Annotated in this window: 18 protein-coding genes and 1 pseudogene; 11 read left to right on the forward strand and 8 right to left on the reverse strand. The window is 68.6% G+C overall.

Translation table 11 applies throughout. The annotated features are described in order from the left end of the window. Nucleotides 1-150: 150 nt before the first annotated feature. Entirely contained in the window at nt 151-1,428 is a 1,278-nt protein-coding gene (locus tag ACIBVN_RS17620; RefSeq protein WP_397137457.1) for a hypothetical protein, read from the reverse strand. Nucleotides 1,429-1,545: 117 nt separating this feature from the next. On the opposite strand from ACIBVN_RS17620, the gene ACIBVN_RS17625 reads away from it, so the two are divergent. The 3 genes from ACIBVN_RS17625 (at nt 1,546) to ACIBVN_RS17635 (ending at nt 4,918) form a co-directional block, all read left to right on the forward strand. Then, entirely contained in the window at nt 1,546-2,268 is a 723-nt protein-coding gene (locus ACIBVN_RS17625) for a TetR/AcrR family transcriptional regulator (RefSeq protein WP_397137458.1), read from the forward strand. A 158-nt stretch (nt 2,269-2,426) separates the two neighbouring features. Beyond that, nucleotides 2,427-2,798 (forward strand): YciI family protein, encoded by a 372-nt coding sequence (locus ACIBVN_RS17630; protein WP_397137459.1) that lies wholly within the window; start codon nt 2,427-2,429, stop codon nt 2,796-2,798. After that, on the forward strand, nt 2,795-4,918 hold the full coding sequence (locus ACIBVN_RS17635; protein WP_397137461.1) for a sigma factor: 2,124 nt from the start codon (nt 2,795-2,797) through the stop codon (nt 4,916-4,918). The genes ACIBVN_RS17630 and ACIBVN_RS17635 overlap by 4 nt, the downstream gene beginning before the upstream one ends. Before the next feature lie 64 nt (nt 4,919-4,982). On the opposite strand, the gene ACIBVN_RS17640 is transcribed toward ACIBVN_RS17635, so the two are convergent. Continuing rightward, the gene (locus tag ACIBVN_RS17640; protein WP_397137463.1) at nt 4,983-5,402 is read right to left on the reverse strand and encodes a hypothetical protein; all 420 of its coding nucleotides are present in this window, start codon (nt 5,400-5,402) and stop codon (nt 4,983-4,985) included. A 176-nt stretch (nt 5,403-5,578) separates the two neighbouring features. Here ACIBVN_RS17640 and ACIBVN_RS17645 point away from each other — a divergent pair, with 176 nt between their 5' ends. The 4 genes from ACIBVN_RS17645 (at nt 5,579) to ACIBVN_RS17660 (ending at nt 8,721) form a co-directional block, all read left to right on the forward strand. Next, the gene (locus ACIBVN_RS17645; protein ID WP_397137465.1) at nt 5,579-6,229 is read left to right on the forward strand and encodes a DUF998 domain-containing protein; all 651 of its coding nucleotides are present in this window, start codon (nt 5,579-5,581) and stop codon (nt 6,227-6,229) included. Nucleotides 6,230-6,271: 42 nt separating this feature from the next. Next, on the forward strand, nt 6,272-6,643 hold the full coding sequence (locus ACIBVN_RS17650; RefSeq protein WP_397137467.1) for a YciI family protein: 372 nt from the start codon (nt 6,272-6,274) through the stop codon (nt 6,641-6,643). Further along, complete coding sequence (locus ACIBVN_RS17655; RefSeq protein WP_397137469.1) at nt 6,640-7,890, forward strand: RNA polymerase sigma factor; 1,251 nt, start codon at nt 6,640-6,642, stop codon at nt 7,888-7,890. The genes ACIBVN_RS17650 and ACIBVN_RS17655 overlap by 4 nt, the downstream gene beginning before the upstream one ends. Before the next feature lie 321 nt (nt 7,891-8,211). Next, nucleotides 8,212-8,721 carry an alcohol dehydrogenase catalytic domain-containing protein gene (locus ACIBVN_RS17660; protein ID WP_397137471.1) on the forward strand — a complete coding sequence of 170 codons (510 nt, stop codon included), beginning with the start codon at nt 8,212-8,214 and terminating at the stop codon, nt 8,719-8,721. Nucleotides 8,722-8,980: 259 nt separating this feature from the next. Here ACIBVN_RS17660 and ACIBVN_RS17665 read toward each other — a convergent pair whose 3' ends face one another. From ACIBVN_RS17665 to ACIBVN_RS17680, 4 genes are all read right to left on the reverse strand, one after another. Continuing rightward, nucleotides 8,981-9,682, reverse strand: a complete 702-nt coding sequence (locus ACIBVN_RS17665) for a 2-phosphosulfolactate phosphatase (RefSeq protein WP_397137473.1) — start codon at nt 9,680-9,682, stop codon at nt 8,981-8,983. A 404-nt stretch (nt 9,683-10,086) separates the two neighbouring features. After that, nucleotides 10,087-10,416, reverse strand: a complete 330-nt coding sequence (locus tag ACIBVN_RS17670) for a hypothetical protein (protein ID WP_397137475.1) — start codon at nt 10,414-10,416, stop codon at nt 10,087-10,089. A 298-nt stretch (nt 10,417-10,714) separates the two neighbouring features. Beyond that, nucleotides 10,715-11,320, reverse strand: coding sequence for a sugar O-acetyltransferase (locus tag ACIBVN_RS17675; RefSeq protein WP_397137477.1), 606 nt, complete (start codon nt 11,318-11,320; stop codon nt 10,715-10,717). Between the two features lie 548 nt (nt 11,321-11,868). Next, nucleotides 11,869-12,432, reverse strand: a complete 564-nt coding sequence (locus ACIBVN_RS17680; RefSeq protein WP_397137479.1) for an NADPH-dependent FMN reductase — start codon at nt 12,430-12,432, stop codon at nt 11,869-11,871. A 157-nt stretch (nt 12,433-12,589) separates the two neighbouring features. On the opposite strand from ACIBVN_RS17680, the gene ACIBVN_RS17685 reads away from it, so the two are divergent. From ACIBVN_RS17685 to ACIBVN_RS17695, 3 genes and pseudogenes are all read left to right on the forward strand, one after another. Next, nucleotides 12,590-13,528: an AraC family transcriptional regulator gene (locus ACIBVN_RS17685; protein ID WP_397137481.1), complete on the forward strand. Its 939-nt coding sequence runs from the start codon at nt 12,590-12,592 to the stop codon at nt 13,526-13,528. Between the two features lie 14 nt (nt 13,529-13,542). Beyond that, entirely contained in the window at nt 13,543-13,779 is a 237-nt protein-coding gene (locus ACIBVN_RS17690) for a hypothetical protein (RefSeq protein WP_397137483.1), read from the forward strand. Further along, a pseudogene (locus ACIBVN_RS17695) lies at nt 13,713-13,925 on the forward strand (hypothetical protein); the annotation flags it as partial. The gene ACIBVN_RS17690 and the pseudogene ACIBVN_RS17695, both read left to right, overlap by 67 nt. A 297-nt stretch (nt 13,926-14,222) precedes the next feature. Here ACIBVN_RS17695 and ACIBVN_RS17700 read toward each other — a convergent pair. Then, nucleotides 14,223-15,488: a sugar efflux transporter gene (locus ACIBVN_RS17700; RefSeq protein WP_397137485.1), complete on the reverse strand. Its 1,266-nt coding sequence runs from the start codon at nt 15,486-15,488 to the stop codon at nt 14,223-14,225. Between the two features lie 310 nt (nt 15,489-15,798). On the opposite strand from ACIBVN_RS17700, the gene ACIBVN_RS17705 reads away from it, so the two are divergent. Beyond that, nucleotides 15,799-16,095, forward strand: coding sequence for a Tn3 family transposase (locus tag ACIBVN_RS17705; protein WP_397137487.1), 297 nt, complete (start codon nt 15,799-15,801; stop codon nt 16,093-16,095). A gap of 344 nt (nt 16,096-16,439) precedes the next feature. On the opposite strand, the gene ACIBVN_RS17710 is transcribed toward ACIBVN_RS17705, so the two are convergent. Continuing rightward, complete coding sequence (locus ACIBVN_RS17710) at nt 16,440-16,967, reverse strand: DinB family protein (protein WP_397137489.1); 528 nt, start codon at nt 16,965-16,967, stop codon at nt 16,440-16,442. Between the last annotated feature and the right edge of the window lie 234 nt (nt 16,968-17,201).

Consider the following 17,201-nt stretch of genomic DNA (forward strand, 5'->3'; position numbering starts at 1 on the left):
GGTCTTGCCGCAAGCCCCCCGGTGCGCTATACGTTGAGAGTGGAAAGGAGCGGGTAATCCCCCTTTCCCGTCATCGTCCGCTGTGGAGCGGACGACCTCCCTCACCCAACGCCGTCACCGCGACGTCCTGGCCGCCGCCGAGGGCACCCGTCAGTGCGAGGTGCCGGCGGCGCGTACGGGCTGCTGGTAGTTGCTCAGGAGGGTGAAGTGCTCCTTCGACTCCGCCGGGACCGGGCCGATCTCCACGGGGTCGGAGGGGGAGATCAGGCTGGCGCGGTAGAGCCGGTCCGTGTCGGTGTTGTCCGCATCGGCCACGATGATCAGGGAGCGGCGGTCCCGGGAGAGCGCCACCGAGCTGATCGTTGTCTCGGTCGCGGGGGCGATCTCGGCTTTCACCTTCACCTCGGTGGACTGCACGTACTCGATGTCGTTCCGGGCGGTCCTGGGGTCGATCTGCACGGTGTAGAAGTCGTTGCTCGCTCCCGCGCAGAGCAGGTCGGTGGTGTTGACCCAGGCGACGGGGCCGCAGTCTTGCAGGCGTCCGTCGTCGCGGACGGCGACCTTCATGCCGAACGGCAGGGGGAGCGGGGCGTTCGCGTACCGGTCGACCGTGTTCGCGAGGATGTCGAGCTCGGCTCCCTGGACCAGGGTCATCCCCTTGGCCACGCGACTGGGGTTGGCCGCGAACCTCCCGGAGGGGTGGACGGTGCCCTCGCACATGACGGCGACCGACCGTACGACCTGGTAGAAGGTGTCTTCGTTCCGGTTGCTGAAACAGGCCAGGCTGAGCCGGCGCGGGGTCAGCCGGCCGTTCGGGTCCGCCGAGAAGAACTGCTGGGAGTCGCGCAGGAACCAGAACGACCCGTCGGGCGCGAATCCGGGGTACTTGTCGGAGAACGTCTCCTTGACGTACCCCTTCTTGTTTGACTTGTCGGTGAGGTCCGTGAACGTCCCGGTGCCGAGGTCCAGCCAGCCGACATGCGTCGGATCGCCGCTGGCAGGAAAGTCCACCTGGACGGCGACCCGGCGGCCGTCCAGCGAGACCGGGCTGACGCCCGGGTCTCCCTTCTCGCCGCACAGGCTGCGCACGAACGCCTCCTGTCCGCCGGCTTTCGTGGCGATCTCGGTCAAGAGGGGCGCGAGCGTGGTGCTGGAGAAGGCCGCGGTACGGGTGCGGAAGGCGTCGTCGTAGGCCGTGGCCTGCCACTGCCCGTCCTGCTCCGAGCAGGCGACCGGCCCCGGGGCGGAAAGTAAGGCGGGCAGGCTTTTGGCCGCCTCGGCCAGCGCCGCCTTCCTGGCGTCCGCAGTGACGGCGACGCTCGGGCCCGGCTGCGACGGGGCGGCAGGGCCGGCCTGTGCCGCACAGCCGGCGGTCGCCAGGAGGATCGCGACCGTCGTCGCCGGCCAGCCGCCTCTGCGGTTACCCATCCAAGGTCTCCTTCGCATCGCTTCAATGATGATCCATAAAAGAGTGAATACTATTAACCATGTGTCGCCTATTAACCGCAAGTGGCAGCTGCGGACGAGACCAGACAAGATGGGCGGGTGACAGCGTTGACGCGACGGGAACGACTGCGGGCCGAGCTCGAACGCGATGCCAAGGCAGTCGCCCGGAGGATCGCCGCCGAGGAGGGCGTCGAGGGTCTCACCCTCGCAGCCGTGGCCCGCGAGGTCGGGGTGACGCCCCCGGCTCTCTACCGCTACTTCAACGGCAGGGCAGGCCTCGTCCGCGCCGTCTACGACGACGTCACCGCGGAGTTCATGGACATCGTCTCCCAGGCCGTGCAGCGCCAGGACCCCGACGACATCAGCGCCCAGCTGCACGCCGCCACCCGGGCCGTGCTCGACTGGTCGCTGGCCAACAAGGTCGAGTTCGACCTGCTCATGGGAGCCGGCTTCCCCAAGGTCGCCGCGTCGGATGACGACATCCCGATGGTCATCGCGCGCGAGTTGGGCGGCCTGTTCGGGCAGCGGTTCGCGCAACTGTGGCGAGAAGGACGGCTGACCTTCCCCGCGGACGAGGACATCGACCCCGCCCTGGTGCCGCAGCTGCGTACCTACCGCGAGACCGTCGGCCTGGAGTTCCCGATCGGCGTGGTGTTCCTGATGATCATCTGCTGGCGGCAGATCTACGGGCTGCTCTGCATGGCCGTCTACGGACACCACCAATTCGCGTTCGACAACCCGATGCCGTTGTTCGAGCACATGATGGACGACCTGCTCGGCCTCCTCGGGCTCACGCGGAGCCCCAACCTGCGCGTGCCCTGACCTGCCCCCGGCGACGCGGCGGCACGGTTACGCGGGGCAGCAGCGCGAGGCCGGCCGGGCCGTTGGCTACGCCTTCGAGCCGGTTACCGGCGCGCCGGAGTAATTCCTCCGGGCCGCTGTCGATGTCGGCTGTTCCTGTTCGTCGGGTGATAGAGAGGATGACCATCAAGGAGGAGGGCCTGATGCCCCAGTACGGAGTCCTGGTCTACATGCCGGCACCGGCCGACCCCATGAAGATCTCGCCCGAGTACGAGGAAGCGCTCGAACGGTACCCGGCCCAGGTCGAGGAACTGGGCGGGCGCGCTGTCGCGGGGTATGCGCTGCAGCCCAGCACCACGGCCACGTCCGTGCGCGGCGGCGACCTGGTCACCGACGGCCCGTTCATCGAGGCGAAGGAGGTCGTCGCCGGGTTCTTCATCCTGGAGGCGCCCGACCTCGACGTCGCCCTGAAGATCGCCAAGCTCAACCCGGTCCACCTGGACGGCGGCGGCGTGGAGGTCCGGCCGCTGTTCGTCCCGCCCGCCGAGTGAGCGACGACAGCAGGGCCGCGGTCGAACGCGCCGTGGCGGACGCGCACCGTCGCGAGTGGGCCTTCGTGCTCGCCGCGACGGCGCGCGTCGCCGGCGACCTCGACCTGGCCGAGGAGTGTGTCCAGGACGCCTACCTCGCCGCACTGGAGGCCTGGACCCACGACGGCGTGCCCCGCAAGCCCGGCGCCTGGCTCACCACCACCGCCAAACGCAAAGCGCTGGACGTGCTGCGCCGGGACCAGGCATTCCGGGCGAAAATGCCGCTGCTCGCAGAACCCGACGAAGTCGACATGGAGGAGCCCGACGACGAGGCGATCCCCGATGACCGCCTGCGGCTGATCTTCACCTGTTGCCACCCCGCGCTGGCCCGTGAGGCCCAAGTGGCCCTGACCCTGCGCCTGGTGTGCGGGGTCGGCACCGGCGACATCGCCAAGGCGTTCCTGGTCTCCGAGCCGACCATGGCGGCACGTCGCTGCCTACCACTACCTTCCGGCCATCCGAGCCGACCTGCTGCGCCGGCTCGGCCGCCGCCGCGAGGCCGCCCTCGCCTACCGGGCGGCGTTGGACCTCGCCGGCAACCAGGCCGAACGCGAGTTCCTCGCCGCCCGCCTCGCCGAGGCTGTCGATTCCGGATCCGGCCGCCTGCCGGCACGGTAGACGACCTGGTTCAGGGAAAGTCAGGCAAGAAACCCCGTCGCGCGAACTCGCGCGCGGAAGATCGCATCAAAGCAGGAATGAGATCCTTGCGGGTGTTCGTGGCGGCTGCCCTCATCGTCCTGAGCGCGGGATGCGGCGGCAACGTGGCGGACCCCCAGCAGGCTCATCCTGCGCCCACTCCAGGCCAGGCCGCCGCGGCGCTGCTTCTGCCGGACCGTCCAGGAGACCTCCATCTGGAGCAGCTGGTCACATCGGAGGCCGAGCAGGATCCGGTCACGGCGTACGCGGAAGGCGACACGCCCGGCGACAGGACGCTGGCCGTCCTGGTGACCGAGTCGGAGGACTGGGATCAGCCGTACGGTGGAAAGCCGGTCAAGCTGGACAAGCACGAGGCGACCATGGGCGGATCGGGACAGCACCGCTGGATCACCTGGCCGGTGAGGTCGAGCGAGGACTTCGAGTCGTTCGCGGTGCTGGGCCACGGGCTGCCGGAGGCCGAGCTGATCAGGGCGGCCAACGGAGTGGCAGAGGATCTGCGGCGGCCCCGGATCGACGCCGCGCATCTGCCGCAGGGGCTGGACCTCGTCAAGACCGGTTCGCTGCCGATCGCCGGCTGGCGGGCGGAACTCGGCGGAACGGAGCAGGTCTGGACCAACCGGCGGGCGCGCGCCAGGATTTCCGTCAGCCAGTTGCCCGGCGATGCCGGCATGGAGATTCTCACCGGCGCCACGGTCATGGGAGAGCCCCGGGAGATCCGCGGCACCACTGGCCTGGCGGGTGGCGACCTCCTGTCCAGCGGATCGCTCAGCATGGACTGGGTGCACAAGGATCCGGCCCTCATGATGCCCAAGGTCCGGCTCTGGCGGGAGAACGGCATGATCGTCAAGGTGTCCGCGCTGGGTCTGGCCGACGAGGTGGTGGACGCGTTCGTACGAGGGCTGCGCCCAGCCGGCACTGAAGCCGTCGAGCGGGCGCGTGGCCAGATCCTGGAGTACCCTCCCGACCTGCTGTTCCCGCCCGCCGACGAGGAGAACCGTCCGTTGCGTGTCGTCACGCACGGCAGGAACGCCGAACGAGCCTGGGCCATGAGCGCCGGACTGCAGGGGAGAACCTTCACGTACGCGCTGCGCGTGCTCTCCCGCCGGGCCAAAATCGTGGACGGTGGCGGCGGGAGCTTCGAACCGTGGAAGCCGGAGTACGGCCGGGCGCCGCTGACGATCATGCGTGACGTGATGGAGCTCGACCTGCCCAGCGACAACGTCCTCATCGGCTTCGCGGGGACCGGAGCGAGGAAGGTGCGCATCAGCTACTCGGACGGCACCTCGGCAGAGCTGCCGCTCGGTCCGGCGGGCGGTCCGGGCGGCGTCCGCTGGTTCTCCGCCGAGGTGAAATCCCGCTCGTTCAAGCTCTCCGCCGAGATGGAGGACGGCAAGGTCACCGACTCCGTACGGCGCCTCCCCTGACCTGCCCCCGCGTGGACAACTCCATGCCACCGGGGGATCGCCGGGTGAGCGTGGCGGGCCGGTGTCAGATCCGGGTCATGGCCGATGCGTATCCGCCTCCGCCGGGGTAGACCCATTCGCCGGTGACCGTGGTGCCGTCGGCGCTGAACGTGCCCTCGTAGTACGCCGGGCTGCCCTTCGCGCCGCCCCAGATGGTCAGCTTGTCGCCGGTCAGCTCGTACACGTAGTCAAGCGTGTTGCCGGCCGAGTCGTAGAAGCGCGACACCACGTCCGCGCTGACCGGCTCGCCGAACGGGTGCAGGTTGCCGATCACTTCCAGGCCGGTGACCTGCTGGCCGAATTGGGTGAGCTCGACGTGCTGGAGCAGGAAGAAGCCGCCGGGCATCCACTCGTACCGCACCGTTCCCTCGGCGCCGCCGGTGACCGTCCAGGTGCCGACCAGGCGGTCCAGGGCTTTCAGTTCGGCGCTCGGCATCGTGTCCATCTCGTCCTCCTTGGTGAGTGCTTGCCGCTACCTCGGAGGCGATCCCCGGCCTTCGACGTCTTTCGGATGTGACTTAGATCACATTGGCGGCCATGTCGAAATCCGGGATCCGGTTACGAGGTAGCGACAGGAACCCGCCGAAGGGGTCCTGCCAAGCAACCATCGAGGAGGAAGTCATGGCCACCGCCACCCCCGCCGTCCACACCACTCTCGCCGTTCCCGCCGCGTCCGGCCGCCTGCTGCTCGCCGGTGCCCTCGCCGGGCCGGTCTTCTTCGCCTCGGCCATCGCTCAGATGCTCACCCGTGAGGGCTTCGACATCACCCGGCACCCGATCAGCCAGCTCGCCACCGGCGACCTCGGCTGGATCCAGATCATCACGTTCGTGCTCGCGGGCCTCGGCGGCCTGGCGCTGGCCGCGGGCGTCAGGCGCACCCTCACCGAGGGGATCGGAAGGCGGGCGCTGCCGATCCTCGTCGGGATCTTCGGCGCCGGGCTCGTCTGCGCGGGCCTGTTCACCATGGATCCGGAGAACGGCTTCCCCGCCGGCACCCCCGACGGACCGGCCGCCCAGATGTCCTGGCACGGCGTGGCGCACTCGGTCGCGGCCGCCGTCTCCTTCACCGCGCTGGCCGTCGCCGCCATCGTGCTGACCGTCCGGTACGCCCGCCGCCGGGCGGTCCTGCCGGCCGTGCTGAGCGGCGCCGCCGGGCTCGTCCTGCTGCTGCCCGTGTCGCCGGACCACATGAGCATCCAGATCGCCGTCAACGGCCTGGTCGCCTTCACCTGGACGACCGTCCTCGCACTGTCCCTGCGCCGCTCCGCCTGACCGGGCGTACCCTTTCCCAGCACGATCAAGAAGAGGATCACAGTGAAGTACCTGTTGCTCAGTTACACCCCGGCCGCCGCCTGGGACGCCGCGACCGCCGACACTCCGTCCGAGGAGGCACTGGCCGCGTTCGCCGCGTACCAGAAGTTCGAGCAGGAGCTGATCGAGACCGGCGAGTTCGTCAGCAGCGAGGGCCTCGGCCATCCGGCGGTCAGCACCACCGTCCGCAGGAGCCCGGACGGCGTGGTGGCGACCGACGGGCCGTTCGCCGAGCTCAAGGAGGTCCTGGCCAGCTTCGCCGTGATCGACGTGGCCAGCAGGGAACGCGCCGTCGAAATCGTCTCGCGGATCGTCGAGGTGCTGGGCGAGCCGATCGAGATCCGCCCGATCATGGGCGACGACTTCGCGGCATGATCGGCCGCTCCGGCGATGTGGAGCACCTGCTGCGCACGGAGGCGCCGCAGGTGCTCGGTGCGCTGGTGCGGCGCTTCGGCCACTTCGACGTCGCAGAGGACGCGGTGCAGGAGGCGCTGCTGGCCGCGAGCCGGACCTGGGCGGCCGACGGCGTGCCGGACAACCCGCGCAGCTGGCTGATCCGCATCGGCTACCGGCGGATGGTCGACCTGCTCCGCTCCGAGCAGGCCCGGCGCCGCCGCGAGCACGAGGCCGGCGTCGCCGAGCTGGCCATGCGGGAACCGGCCCGCCAGGCGCCCCCGCCGCAGGAGACCGACGACAGCCTCGCCTTGCTCCTGCTCTGCTGCCACCCCGCGTTGAGTGCCACCTCCCAGGTGGCGCTCACGCTGCGGGCGGTGGGCGGCCTGACCACCGCCGAGATCGCGCATGCCTTCGGCACGGCCGAACCCACCATGGGCACCCGGATCAGCCGCGCCAAGCAGCAGCTCGCCCGCGCCGGTGCCCGCTTCACCCCGCCGACCGGCGCCGACCGGGACAGCCGGATGGCCGCCGTGATGCAGGTGCTCTACCTGATCTTCAACGAGGGCTACACGGCCTCCGCCGGCAACGAACTCGCCCGCGTCGACCTCACCCGCGAGGCGATCCGGCTGGCTCGCATGCTCCGCGACTCCCTGCCGGACGACCCCGAAGTGACCGGTCTGCTCGCGCTGATGCTGCTGACCGAGTCACGGCGCTCCGCCCGCACCGGCGGCGATGACGAGCTGGTGCCGCTGGAGGAGCAGGACCGGACGCAGTGGGATCCCGACCTGATCCGCGAAGGCACCGAGCTGATCGACACCGTCTGGAGCCGGCGCGAGGTGGGCCCGTACCAGCTGCAGGCCGCGATCGCGGCCGTGCACGCCACAGCCGCGACGCCGGAGCAGACGGACTGGCCGCAGATCGCGGCGCTGTACCTGTGGCTGGAACGGCTCAGCCCGACCGCGCCGGTGCGGCTGAGCCGCGTGGTGGCGGTGGCCCAGGCGTACGGGCCGGGCCGAGGGCTGGCGCTGCTCGACGACCTCAACCGCCGCTACGGGCTGGATCAGGAACCGCTGACCCGGCAGCGGGAACGCGCGGTGCGCGCCCACCTGCTCCAGATGACCGGCGACACGGCCGGCGCGGCGCGACTGTACCGCGAGGCAGCCGCCCTGACCGGCAACCAGGTCGAGCAGCGATATCTGCTCGACCGGGCCTACCGCCTCGGCTAAGGACTGCAGGGAGGCAGCCCAAGTACCCCTCTCCGGCGTTCCTGACAGTACAGCGCCCCCTTTCGTTGCCGCGGGCGCAGCTCACGGTGCGCGACAGAACTACCGTTCGCGCACGAACTCCGCGTCGTCGACGCCGCGCTTCGTCGGCCCGGTCGTTTCCTCAACGGCCCCGAGAGTCCCCTGCGCCTGGCCGCAACACGTGCGATCGGCGACCTGGTCTACGCCCACTACCTCACCGCACCAGGCCCAGACACTCCCTGAACCCCGCCCGGCCCACCGACTCCCGTCTGAAAAGCAACAAGCAAAAAAAGAGGCACCGCCATGAAGGCCATCGTCGTAACCGGCTTCGGAGCCGAACCCAAGCTCGCCGACCTGCCGACACCCGCCCCAGGACCCGGCCAGCTGCTGGTCCGCCTGCGTGCCGCCGGACTCAACCCCTTCGACTGGAAGGTGGCCGACGGCGCGCTCAAGGGCGCCGTCGTGCACGCCTTTCCCCTCGTCATGGGCGCTGACGGCGCCGGCGTGGTCGAGCGCGTCGGCCCCGGCGTGACCCGGTTCCAGCCGGGCGACACCATCGCCGAACAGGTCCGCTCCCTCCACCCCGAGGGCGCACGCCGTCCTGGACCTGATCACCACCCCCGGCGGCGACATCGACGCCCTGGCGAGCCTCTTGGTGCCCGGCGGCACTCTCATCAACACCAATTACGCCGCCGGTCGATGCCCTGGCCGTCCGTGAGATCCGCGGCACCAACTTCGGCAACAGCCCCACCCCGGCCGACCTGGAAGCCCTCGCCGCTCTCGCCCCCGCCGGCACGCTCCGCGTCACCGTAGCCGCCGAGGTCCCCGCTGGCTGACGCCCCCGTCGCCGTCGCTCGCGCCCGCTCCGGCCACGCCCGCGGCAAGACCGTCATCGTGCCCTGACTTCTCGTGTCGTCGTCGACCGGCGAGCGTGGCCGGGCCCCGGTCCTGCCCCGTCGTTGACGCAGGTGCCCGCGATCACGCCAGCACCTTGGGCGCGACGTCGCGAACAGATCCTCCGGCAGGCCGACCGCGCGGATCACGTTCAGCTTGAACATCTCCTCACCGGCGATCAGCTCGAAGCCTCGTCGGTCAGCGAGGGTACGGCGCACGGGCGGAGGACCATGAGCGAGTCCTCCAAGGCCGCCACCATGGCGAAGGGGAACCGGTCGAGTTCAAGACAGAGTGCTACGTCATCAGGATGGGCTCCTTGGCGCAGGCCCTCCGCCAACGCGGCGGCGGCGCGCGACTCGCCGGCGCGCCGGAGGAACTCAGCCGCATCCGCCCCGGCTCCGGTGGCCCTCTGGGCGATGTACTCAGCGCACGCCAGATCTTCATCGGCGCGCCCGTCGTCGCCGGTGACCACGAACGTGACGCTGCCGCACTCGCGTTTCCGCAAGAGCCGCGCCGTTGCCTCCGCCACCACGAAGCTGGCGCACATCACCAGCGGCGCCTCTTTGACGGCAAGGGCGCCGACCGTCCCTGCCGTGGTCTTCTGCACAACGGTCCGCCCACCAAGGTCGACAGAGCGCAGCAGGCCCGGCGAGTTGACGGCGTCGAACCCGGTCGCCGGCGGACCGTCTTTGAGCGCCACCCAATCCGGGTGGCGAGCCTTCAGCGCCAGGGCTTCGTCCAGCGACTCAGCAAGTACGATCTTTTCCGCCCCCTGACCGAAGGCCCAGGCAGCCACTGTGAAGGCACGCATGACGTCGACCACGACTGCCGCGGACGGGGCTTCGACCAGATCAGCGATACCAAGTAAACGAGCGTCCATGCCGGTCATCATCGCGCATGCCCGATCGAAGCACCCAGACAGTGATGCTGGCAAAAAGCACTAATGGCGAGCGCGTAACAGCGTGCTTCCGGTGATCATCTTCGGGAGCGGAACTGGAGAGAAAAGGGGCGATCGTTATCTGGGGTAGTCAAGCGAACTAGCTGGTCAGCGGCTTGAAGGCCGTTAAGGCATGTAAGGCAAGTAGCCCCGGTTCAGGGCGAGGCGTGGATCGACGTGCCTCCCTGGGCAAGCAGGGCGAGCTGGAGAACCTGGAGGCGCTGAAGGAGCAGATTGCCCGCCGGATGAGGGGTGATGGTACGGAAGAGCGACGGTGGTGATGCGCGGGCACGGCGAGCGCGCGATGACGGCCGCCAGCCTTGCTCCAGCGCGCTGGGCACCGGCAGCTACAGGTCCAGCAGGTCGGGCGCGATGGCCTGATCGGCGATGTTGGCGGGCGCCAGGTGGGCTTCGACGATCACTCCGGGCCAGCACACCCGCAGGTGACCGCGTAACCCGAGGAAGGTCTGCTTGACCGACTTCGTCGCGGCTCCAGGCGGACACCTCGCGCAGCCGGCGGCAGCGGTAGGCGCGAGTGAAGCGGCAGACGGGGATGGTGACGCTGTCATTAGGGACAGGGCCGCGTCGAAGTCGAGCTGGTCGAGCAGATGCCGGTGCAGGCTCTGCTTGACCTGCCACAGGTTGGCGGGGTGAAGGTGGTGCGGTGCACGTGACATAGAGCGGGGAACCATGCCGCCCAGTGCCGGCGGAAGTGCTGGTACAGGCCTTGATCGGTGTCGATGCCGAGGAATTCCCCGACGCTTTCGATGGTCAGTACCTCGCTGTCGGCCAGCGTCGGCCGAGGCCCTCGCCGGCGTAGGCGTCGATCGCCGAGCCAATCGTCGATGAGGCAGAACACCGTGGTGACGAATGTCGTAATGTCCATGGCAGGACCCTCGTACGCGAGATGACGGCTTCATCTGCAGCGTACGAGGGTCCCCTTGGCTGGCCAGAGAAACCCGCACACCGGGTTAACTAGCCGACGACCGCGGCCCGGGTTGTCAGATCGTCATCTGTGATGGGTCGGAGTACCCGGCAGGGCGTCCCGACGGCGACCACCATCGGAGGGATATCGCGACTGACGACGCTGCCCGCGCCGATGACGGATCCGTAGCCGATACGGACGCCTGGCAGGACGACGGCGTTGCTGCCGATCCAGACCTTGTCTTCGATCACAATTGGTTCCGAGAACCGGCCGTAGTCGACCCGGCGCGCGGGATGCACCGGGTGCCCCGTTGTCGTGAGCGTCACACTTGGCGCAATCATGACGCCGTTACCGATGCGGATGTCCACGTCGTCGACGAATGTGAGATTGACGTTACCGAAGAAGTCATTACCGATATGGACGTTGCTTCCAAATCCGGCATGGAAGGGCGGCAGCAGTACGGCGCGCTCTCCGACCGACCCGAGGATCGCGACGAGTAGCGACCTCCGCCTATCAGTTTCTCTGGGGGGCGTGTGGTTGTACTCGAAGATGAGATCGGTACGTCGCTGAGAATCCTTAAACGACGCATCCGACTCGGTATAGACGAGACCCTGACGGATCCGGTCCAAGACCGCTTGCTCGTCACTCTGATGCACGCTGCATTTCTCCCTTTAACCTGCATGCCGAGCTTCGGGGATAACGCTCGCGGCGCCAGACAGACGCTTCGCCGCAAACCGCAAGCCGTTGGGTCCGGTGAAGGTGACGCTCTCGCCATCTACCCGCGCGCCGAGTATGCCGCCGCCACCGAAACCCCGCCGCGTCGCTGAATGGATCACGAGTGACCGGCACCCTACGCAAGCCCGAGGACCCACGCAAGCCCGAGGACCCACGCAAGCCCGACGCCATCCGCCGGCGCAGCAGCGCGCCGCCTGGACGACGCTGAGCTGGCCCAGCACCAGATGGACCCGCCCCTCCCTGCCCAGGACTGTCCACCGCCTGAGGTCCTGGCCCTGATCGGGGAAAAGTGGAGCGCTTCGACACTGGCCCAGATGAGCACGTGCAGGCGGAGAAACGAGACCTCATCATCGCCTACACCGGCTGCCCGATGTCGCGTGACCGTGCCTCGTGACCTGCGACTATCTGGCGGAGGACTACGAGCCTCATCAAGAGAACCAACCGTTCGTCGGTGGCCGGCTGTCGGTGGTCAGCTGTCGCGCAGGGGCCTAAGAGCGCGGCCCCAGGCGATGACGTCTTCCAGCATGGCGCTTACCGCGTCGTCCTGGTGGGCCTGTGGCTTGAGCTCGGTGAAGTCGACGAAGTCGTGGTGCATCAGCAACGCCACGTGGTGGCGGACGTCGGCGATTCCGAGCGCGGCCATGGTGCTGCGCAGGTGTTGGATGGCCCGGCCCGCGCCCTCCATGCCGTATCCGACGAAGCCCGCCGCCTTGTTGACCCACTCGGGATAGAGGAAGTCGAGCGCGTTCTTCAAAACGCCGGGAAAGCTGTGGTTGTACTCAGGAGTCACGAAGACAAAGGCGTCCAGCGAGGCGACCTTCTCGGCCCAGCGGCTGGTATGCGGTCGGCTGTAGCCTGCCGCCATCAGCGCGGGCACCGGCTCATCGAGCTGCGGCAGGTCATAGTCCATGAGGTCCACCAGCTCGAACTGCGCACCGCCCTGCCTCTTCGCGCGGTCGAGGACCCAGCGGCCCACCGCATCGCCGACGCGGCCGGGCCGGGTGCTCGCGACGATGATACCAACCTTGATCATAACTTCGCCCTTCGCTCACTGTGCGCGGCCGGCGTTCTGGCGCCGGCCGCAGCCAGAGTACGGAGAGCCACCGAGACGGTCCATGCGTCAGAATCCTCCATGGATACGCCATCGTCCTCATTGATAGCCTGGCGAAGGACTCAGGTAGCCTGCGCTGGTGGACGTGCTCAGTCAAGTGATCGATTCCATGCGCTCGGGTCGACCGCGGTTCGCCCGCATCGCGGGGCATGGTGTGTGGGGAGGCCGGCTCCAGCCCGTCGCAGGCGTGGCGTTCCATGTGATGCTGCGCGGGGCCTGCACGCTGATTCCCGGCGCGGGCGATCCCGTCGCGCTGGGGATGGGCGACGTTGTGCTGCTCGCCAACGGCCACGGTCACGGCCTGGCCGACAGTCCCGGTACGGAGCTGGAAGATGTCCCTCTCATGCGGGGAGACGAATTCCGGCTCGAACCGCAGACGGTCTTGCTGGGATCCTCCGGCCAGCCCGTCACCGCCGTGATGCTGAGCGGAACGTTTCCCGTTGACGACAAGCGCTGCCATCCGATCATCAACGATCTGCCAGACATCATTCACCTTCCGGCCCAACTGGGCCACGAGCCGCCGTTGCGTAGTGTGATCGACCTTCTCGGCGCGGAGTTGGATAAGCCGGGCATCGGAACGGAGTCGGCGATCGGCTCGTTGCTCGACGCCCTGCTGCTGTTCTCGCTACGCGCCTGGTACAGAGAACATGGCGCCGGAGCCGGCTGGGGACCGGCCTTGAACGATCGGGCGATCAGCCACGTGCTGTGCCGCATCAACAACGACCCCGGCCGGTCATGGACGGTTCATGACCTCGGCGCGGAGGCAGGGCTGTCGCGATCCGCGTTCGCCCGCCGTTTCACCACACTCGTCGGCCAGCCGCCGCTCGGCTATCTCACCTGGGTGCGGATGAACACGGCGGCTCAGACGCTCCGCGAGTCCGATGAGCCGCTGGAGACGGTGGCGCGGAAAGTGGGCTATGGCTCGGAGTACGCGTTCGCCATCGCCTTCAAACGGCACTTCGGCACCGCTCCCGGCGCTTACCGCCGACAGAGCTCGGCGATCTCGAAAGGGGCGTAACGCCCACCCCCCGATTGGGAGCCCTGACACCTCACCGCGGCGTCGACGCGCGCCTGCACGCCCACACTCGGCCCCTGCGCGACCGGGCCATCGTCTACCTGCTGCTCGGTACGGGGCGACGCCGTGCCGAGTTGGCCGGCCTGGACCTGGAGCAGTTGGAGCCCGCTGATCCCGACCGGCGCTCCGGGAGCGGCTGCTCACCGGCGGCCATCGGGGTGCCCCGGCCCGGCAGCAGACACTGCGCGCGATGATCGACTGGAGCTGGGAACTGCTCACCGCAGCCGAGCAGGCGGTGCTGCGCCGGCTCGCCGTTCACTCCGATGGCTGCACCCTGGAGGCCGCCGAGGCTGTCTGCGCCGGTGCCAGCGTGAAGCCCCTGGAGGTCCTGGACCTGCTGACCTGGACGCCGGGACACGTGGCCGGGAGTCCTGGTGCACGGACGGCTGGACGTGAGCGCGGCACTGGAGACCGCTGGCGGGCGCACCGTCGTGTTCGATGACGAGACCATGACGGCCGCCTACGGCTTGCTCCAACTCATCGTCGTGCTCACCCAGGTCGGCTCGTCAGCCCAGCTCGTGCAACTGCGCGGGCCGCGAAGAAGCTGGCTAGCGATCTTGCGGCGGTAGGCCGGGTCGGACAGATACTCATTAGTTACGTGCAGCGTACGGCGCAGCATGCCCCACTCCGTCAACTATCAGCGCCACCGTCCAGACCCATCCGAGCCCATCGGTCCGTTGTCAGCGGCCCGCCCAGCGTGCGACACCGGCTCGGTGACAAATTTGCCTGCCTCGACTGGCGCCTGACGCCGTGCGAGGAGGAACAGCAACCACGCCACAGCACTGAGTACGGCGCAGCAGACGAGCGCCGCACGGTAGCCGAGGGCATGGGAGATGCCCCCGGCGGCGATGCCGGACACGAGCGAGCCGGCTGTCGCGGTATTGGCGAACAACGTGGTCGCCCGTCCGGGGGCGGCCGGCATCAGGTCCTGCATATGGCTGATGCCCAGCGCGCCCACGACGGCGATGGCCGCTCCTCGGGCGATGTGAATGAGCACCAGCGCCACGATGCCGGTGAACGCCGCCACGAGGGCGAAGTACACGATCATGAGCCCCATGCCGATCAGGATCACCCGGTCTCTGCTCCAGCGGCTTGGTAACAGCAGCAGGGCGAGTGCCGCGGGGATCTCCGCCGCCGCGCAGACGCTGAACATCCATCCCACCGCGCCGGCCGAGCCGTGCAGCACCTCGGTGACATAGAGCGGCAGCGCCACCGCGCCCGAGAACATCGCGACGTGGAACAGGGCGAAGCCGGCGATCGACAGCGCGACGGCTCGCGAGGAGAGCGGCCGGTCTCTGCCCGCATCGACAGGCCGCGGCACTTCCGGCGGGCGGATATCGAGTCCGAGCACGGCCGCGACCACCAGGCAGAATCCGCAGGCCGTGGCCGCGAGCACTCCGGAGTAGCCGGGCCCGGCCAGCAGCGCGCCACCCGCCAGCGGGCCGATCGCCCAGGCGAGTGACCACGCCGAGCGCAGGACGGGTGTGCCACTGCCGGACGCGGCCGCCGTTCCGTCCGCGTGGCTCTTGGCGAGGGCGAAGAGTTGCGGGAACACCGCGCTGCCCGCGCCGAGGAACACTACGCCGATGAGGAGCAGCAGTGGATAGGGCGGGGTAGCCAGGAGCAGCAGGTATCCCGTTCCGGCCAGCGACGCGGCCAGCACCGCCGGCCATCGGCCGGGTCGGCGATCGTAGCGGCCGCCGAGCCAGACGCTGGCGACCATGCCACTGAGTGCTGACAGTGAGAGGAAGACACCGATCTCCAGTGCCGACAACCGCAGTCGTTCGGCGCCGAACAGGACGAGGTAAGGCCCGATCATGGACTCGGTGACGCCGAGCAGCAGAACGGCTATGAGGAGAGTGATGAGCCGGCGCCGCGGCCTGGATACCGGAGTTGACCCCATTCGCAGCGCGCTACCCAGCCTGCTCTGCTCGTATGCGCATGCGCCGTCCAGCCGTTCGCGTGGTACGTACGCACCAGCGCCCTTAGGTCCTAATTAGCCCGCGACCTTAAGGCCGAAGGGCGCGCGCCGTGCGGCTCTCCAGGGTGACAGCCTGAGGTTGCGGCCACGGAAGTGGTGTACGAGTTTGACCTGGTCACAGGGGTTGCGTCGTGAAATGAGGACGGCCATTGCGTGACGCTTCAATGTTTGTCAAGCGGCTCGCGCAGCGGGTGACGGGTGTTCGAGGGCGAGGTAGCGCTTGAGGCCGTGGATGGCTTCGCGTCGGGTTTTTGCCGTCGCTGGTGCGTCTGGCCAGGTAGTCGCGGGTTTGGGGATCGCAGCGCTCGAGGGTGAGGGCGATGTGGGGGAAGGCCCGGTTGAGGGCCGGGCTCTCGATCAGCTCCAAGCCGAGGGCTATCCGCTGGCCGAGGAAGACGTTGCGCGGCTGTCGCCCTTCGTCCGCCAGCACATCAACGTGATCGGCACCTACTCCTTCGCCCGGCCCGTCCTCGGCCCCGCCGCCTGGCCCAGCAGCGCCAGCCCCGCTACAGCACACCCATGGTCATGATCAGCGAGCGCCCTGCCGAGGCTGACGACCGGGCCGTGCCGGGCCACTGTGAGGGTCCTGGAACTTCTGGCCGGCCAGCCCTGGCGGGCCTGGAAAGGGACCGAGCTGGCTGCCATCCTCGGAATCGAGAACGTCAACAGCTTCCGCGTCCAGCTGTCCCAGTGGTCCCACCAGGGCTCCATCAACAAGATCGGGCCAGCCCTCTACGGTCGCATGCCCACGAGCGCTTAAGCCTTCGTCAGCCGGCTCGGCGTCCTGGAGCTACGGCTGACCACCGCTCAGCTGATCAGCGGGTACGTCGGTGAGGTGGCAGGACCTAGATACGGGTGATGCCGGGAGAGCCGCTATGCTCCCGTGGCCCCATCGATGCGCTCTCGGATCAGGTCGGCGTGCCCGGTGTGCTGCGCGTACTCCTCCAGGAGGTGGATGTAGATCCAGCGGAGGCTGACCTTGCCGGTCGGTGCCCGGGGGTCGTCGGCCAGCTCCTCGAGGTCGATGTCCGCAACCGCGGCATCGCAGGCAGCCGTCTCCGCGAGGAAGGCGGCGTAGTCGGCCTCGGCGTCGGCGTCGGCCACCAGGTCGAAGTCGCCGTCTTCGTACTCCTCCGTGATGTGCAGCTCGGGCAAGTTTTCGTGCAGGAACTTCTCCCGGAACCACCAGCGCTCGACTTCCGTCATGTGTCGCAGGAGGCCGAGCAGCGTCAGGTTGGACGGCTCCACGGAGGCAGTCTTCAGTTGCTCGGCGGTGAGGCCGGCGCATTTGCGCAGCAGGAACAGCCGGCGGAGCTTCAACCAGTTATCCAGCATCTCGCGTTCGCCACAGGCCATGTCCGTCCGAGGTCCCCGCTCTACGTCGGGTGCTGTCCACGTCATGTCATCATCATGACGACCTGCGCAACCGATTTTGCGGGGTACGCGCGTATCTTGCCCGCCGCCGGGCGTATCGCTCGAAGATGGGGCTCGACCAGGGCATCCCTGTCCCGGCCTCAGCGACCAAATCCTTTGTCAGCAGGCTCTAACACCGTGGACTTGCCGGTGCCCGACATCCCCGTGACCAAGATCTTCGCCATCAGCCGAGACTACCGAACCTCCCCGATCTCGGTCGGC

This window comes from Nonomuraea sp. NPDC049400, from assembly GCF_044466425.1.
GTDB lineage: Bacteria > Actinomycetota > Actinomycetes > Streptosporangiales > Streptosporangiaceae > Nonomuraea.

What these genes read in the sequence shown, in the direction of transcription:
- ACIBVN_RS17655 (WP_397137469.1), top strand. Translation starts at nt 6,640, where the DNA reads ATGATCGGCCGCTCCGGCGATGTGGAGCACCTGCTGCGCACGGAGGCG.
- ACIBVN_RS17645 (WP_397137465.1), top strand. Translation starts at nt 5,579, where the DNA reads ATGGCCACCGCCACCCCCGCCGTCCACACCACTCTCGCCGTTCCCGCC.
- ACIBVN_RS17640 (WP_397137463.1), bottom strand. Translation starts at nt 5,402, where the DNA reads ATGGACACGATGCCGAGCGCCGAACTGAAAGCCCTGGACCGCCTGGTC.
- ACIBVN_RS17665 (WP_397137473.1), bottom strand. Translation starts at nt 9,682, where the DNA reads ATGGACGCTCGTTTACTTGGTATCGCTGATCTGGTCGAAGCCCCGTCC.
- ACIBVN_RS17660 (WP_397137471.1), top strand. Translation starts at nt 8,212, where the DNA reads ATGAAGGCCATCGTCGTAACCGGCTTCGGAGCCGAACCCAAGCTCGCC.
- ACIBVN_RS17700 (WP_397137485.1), bottom strand. Translation starts at nt 15,488, where the DNA reads ATGGGGTCAACTCCGGTATCCAGGCCGCGGCGCCGGCTCATCACTCTC.
- ACIBVN_RS17620 (WP_397137457.1), bottom strand. Translation starts at nt 1,428, where the DNA reads ATGGGTAACCGCAGAGGCGGCTGGCCGGCGACGACGGTCGCGATCCTC.
- ACIBVN_RS17680 (WP_397137479.1), bottom strand. Translation starts at nt 12,432, where the DNA reads ATGATCAAGGTTGGTATCATCGTCGCGAGCACCCGGCCCGGCCGCGTC.
- ACIBVN_RS17705 (WP_397137487.1), top strand. Translation starts at nt 15,799, where the DNA reads ATGGCTTCGCGTCGGGTTTTTGCCGTCGCTGGTGCGTCTGGCCAGGTA.
- ACIBVN_RS17710 (WP_397137489.1), bottom strand. Translation starts at nt 16,967, where the DNA reads ATGACGTGGACAGCACCCGACGTAGAGCGGGGACCTCGGACGGACATG.
- ACIBVN_RS17670 (WP_397137475.1), bottom strand. Translation starts at nt 10,416, where the DNA reads ATGTCACGTGCACCGCACCACCTTCACCCCGCCAACCTGTGGCAGGTC.
- ACIBVN_RS17630 (WP_397137459.1), top strand. Translation starts at nt 2,427, where the DNA reads ATGACCATCAAGGAGGAGGGCCTGATGCCCCAGTACGGAGTCCTGGTC.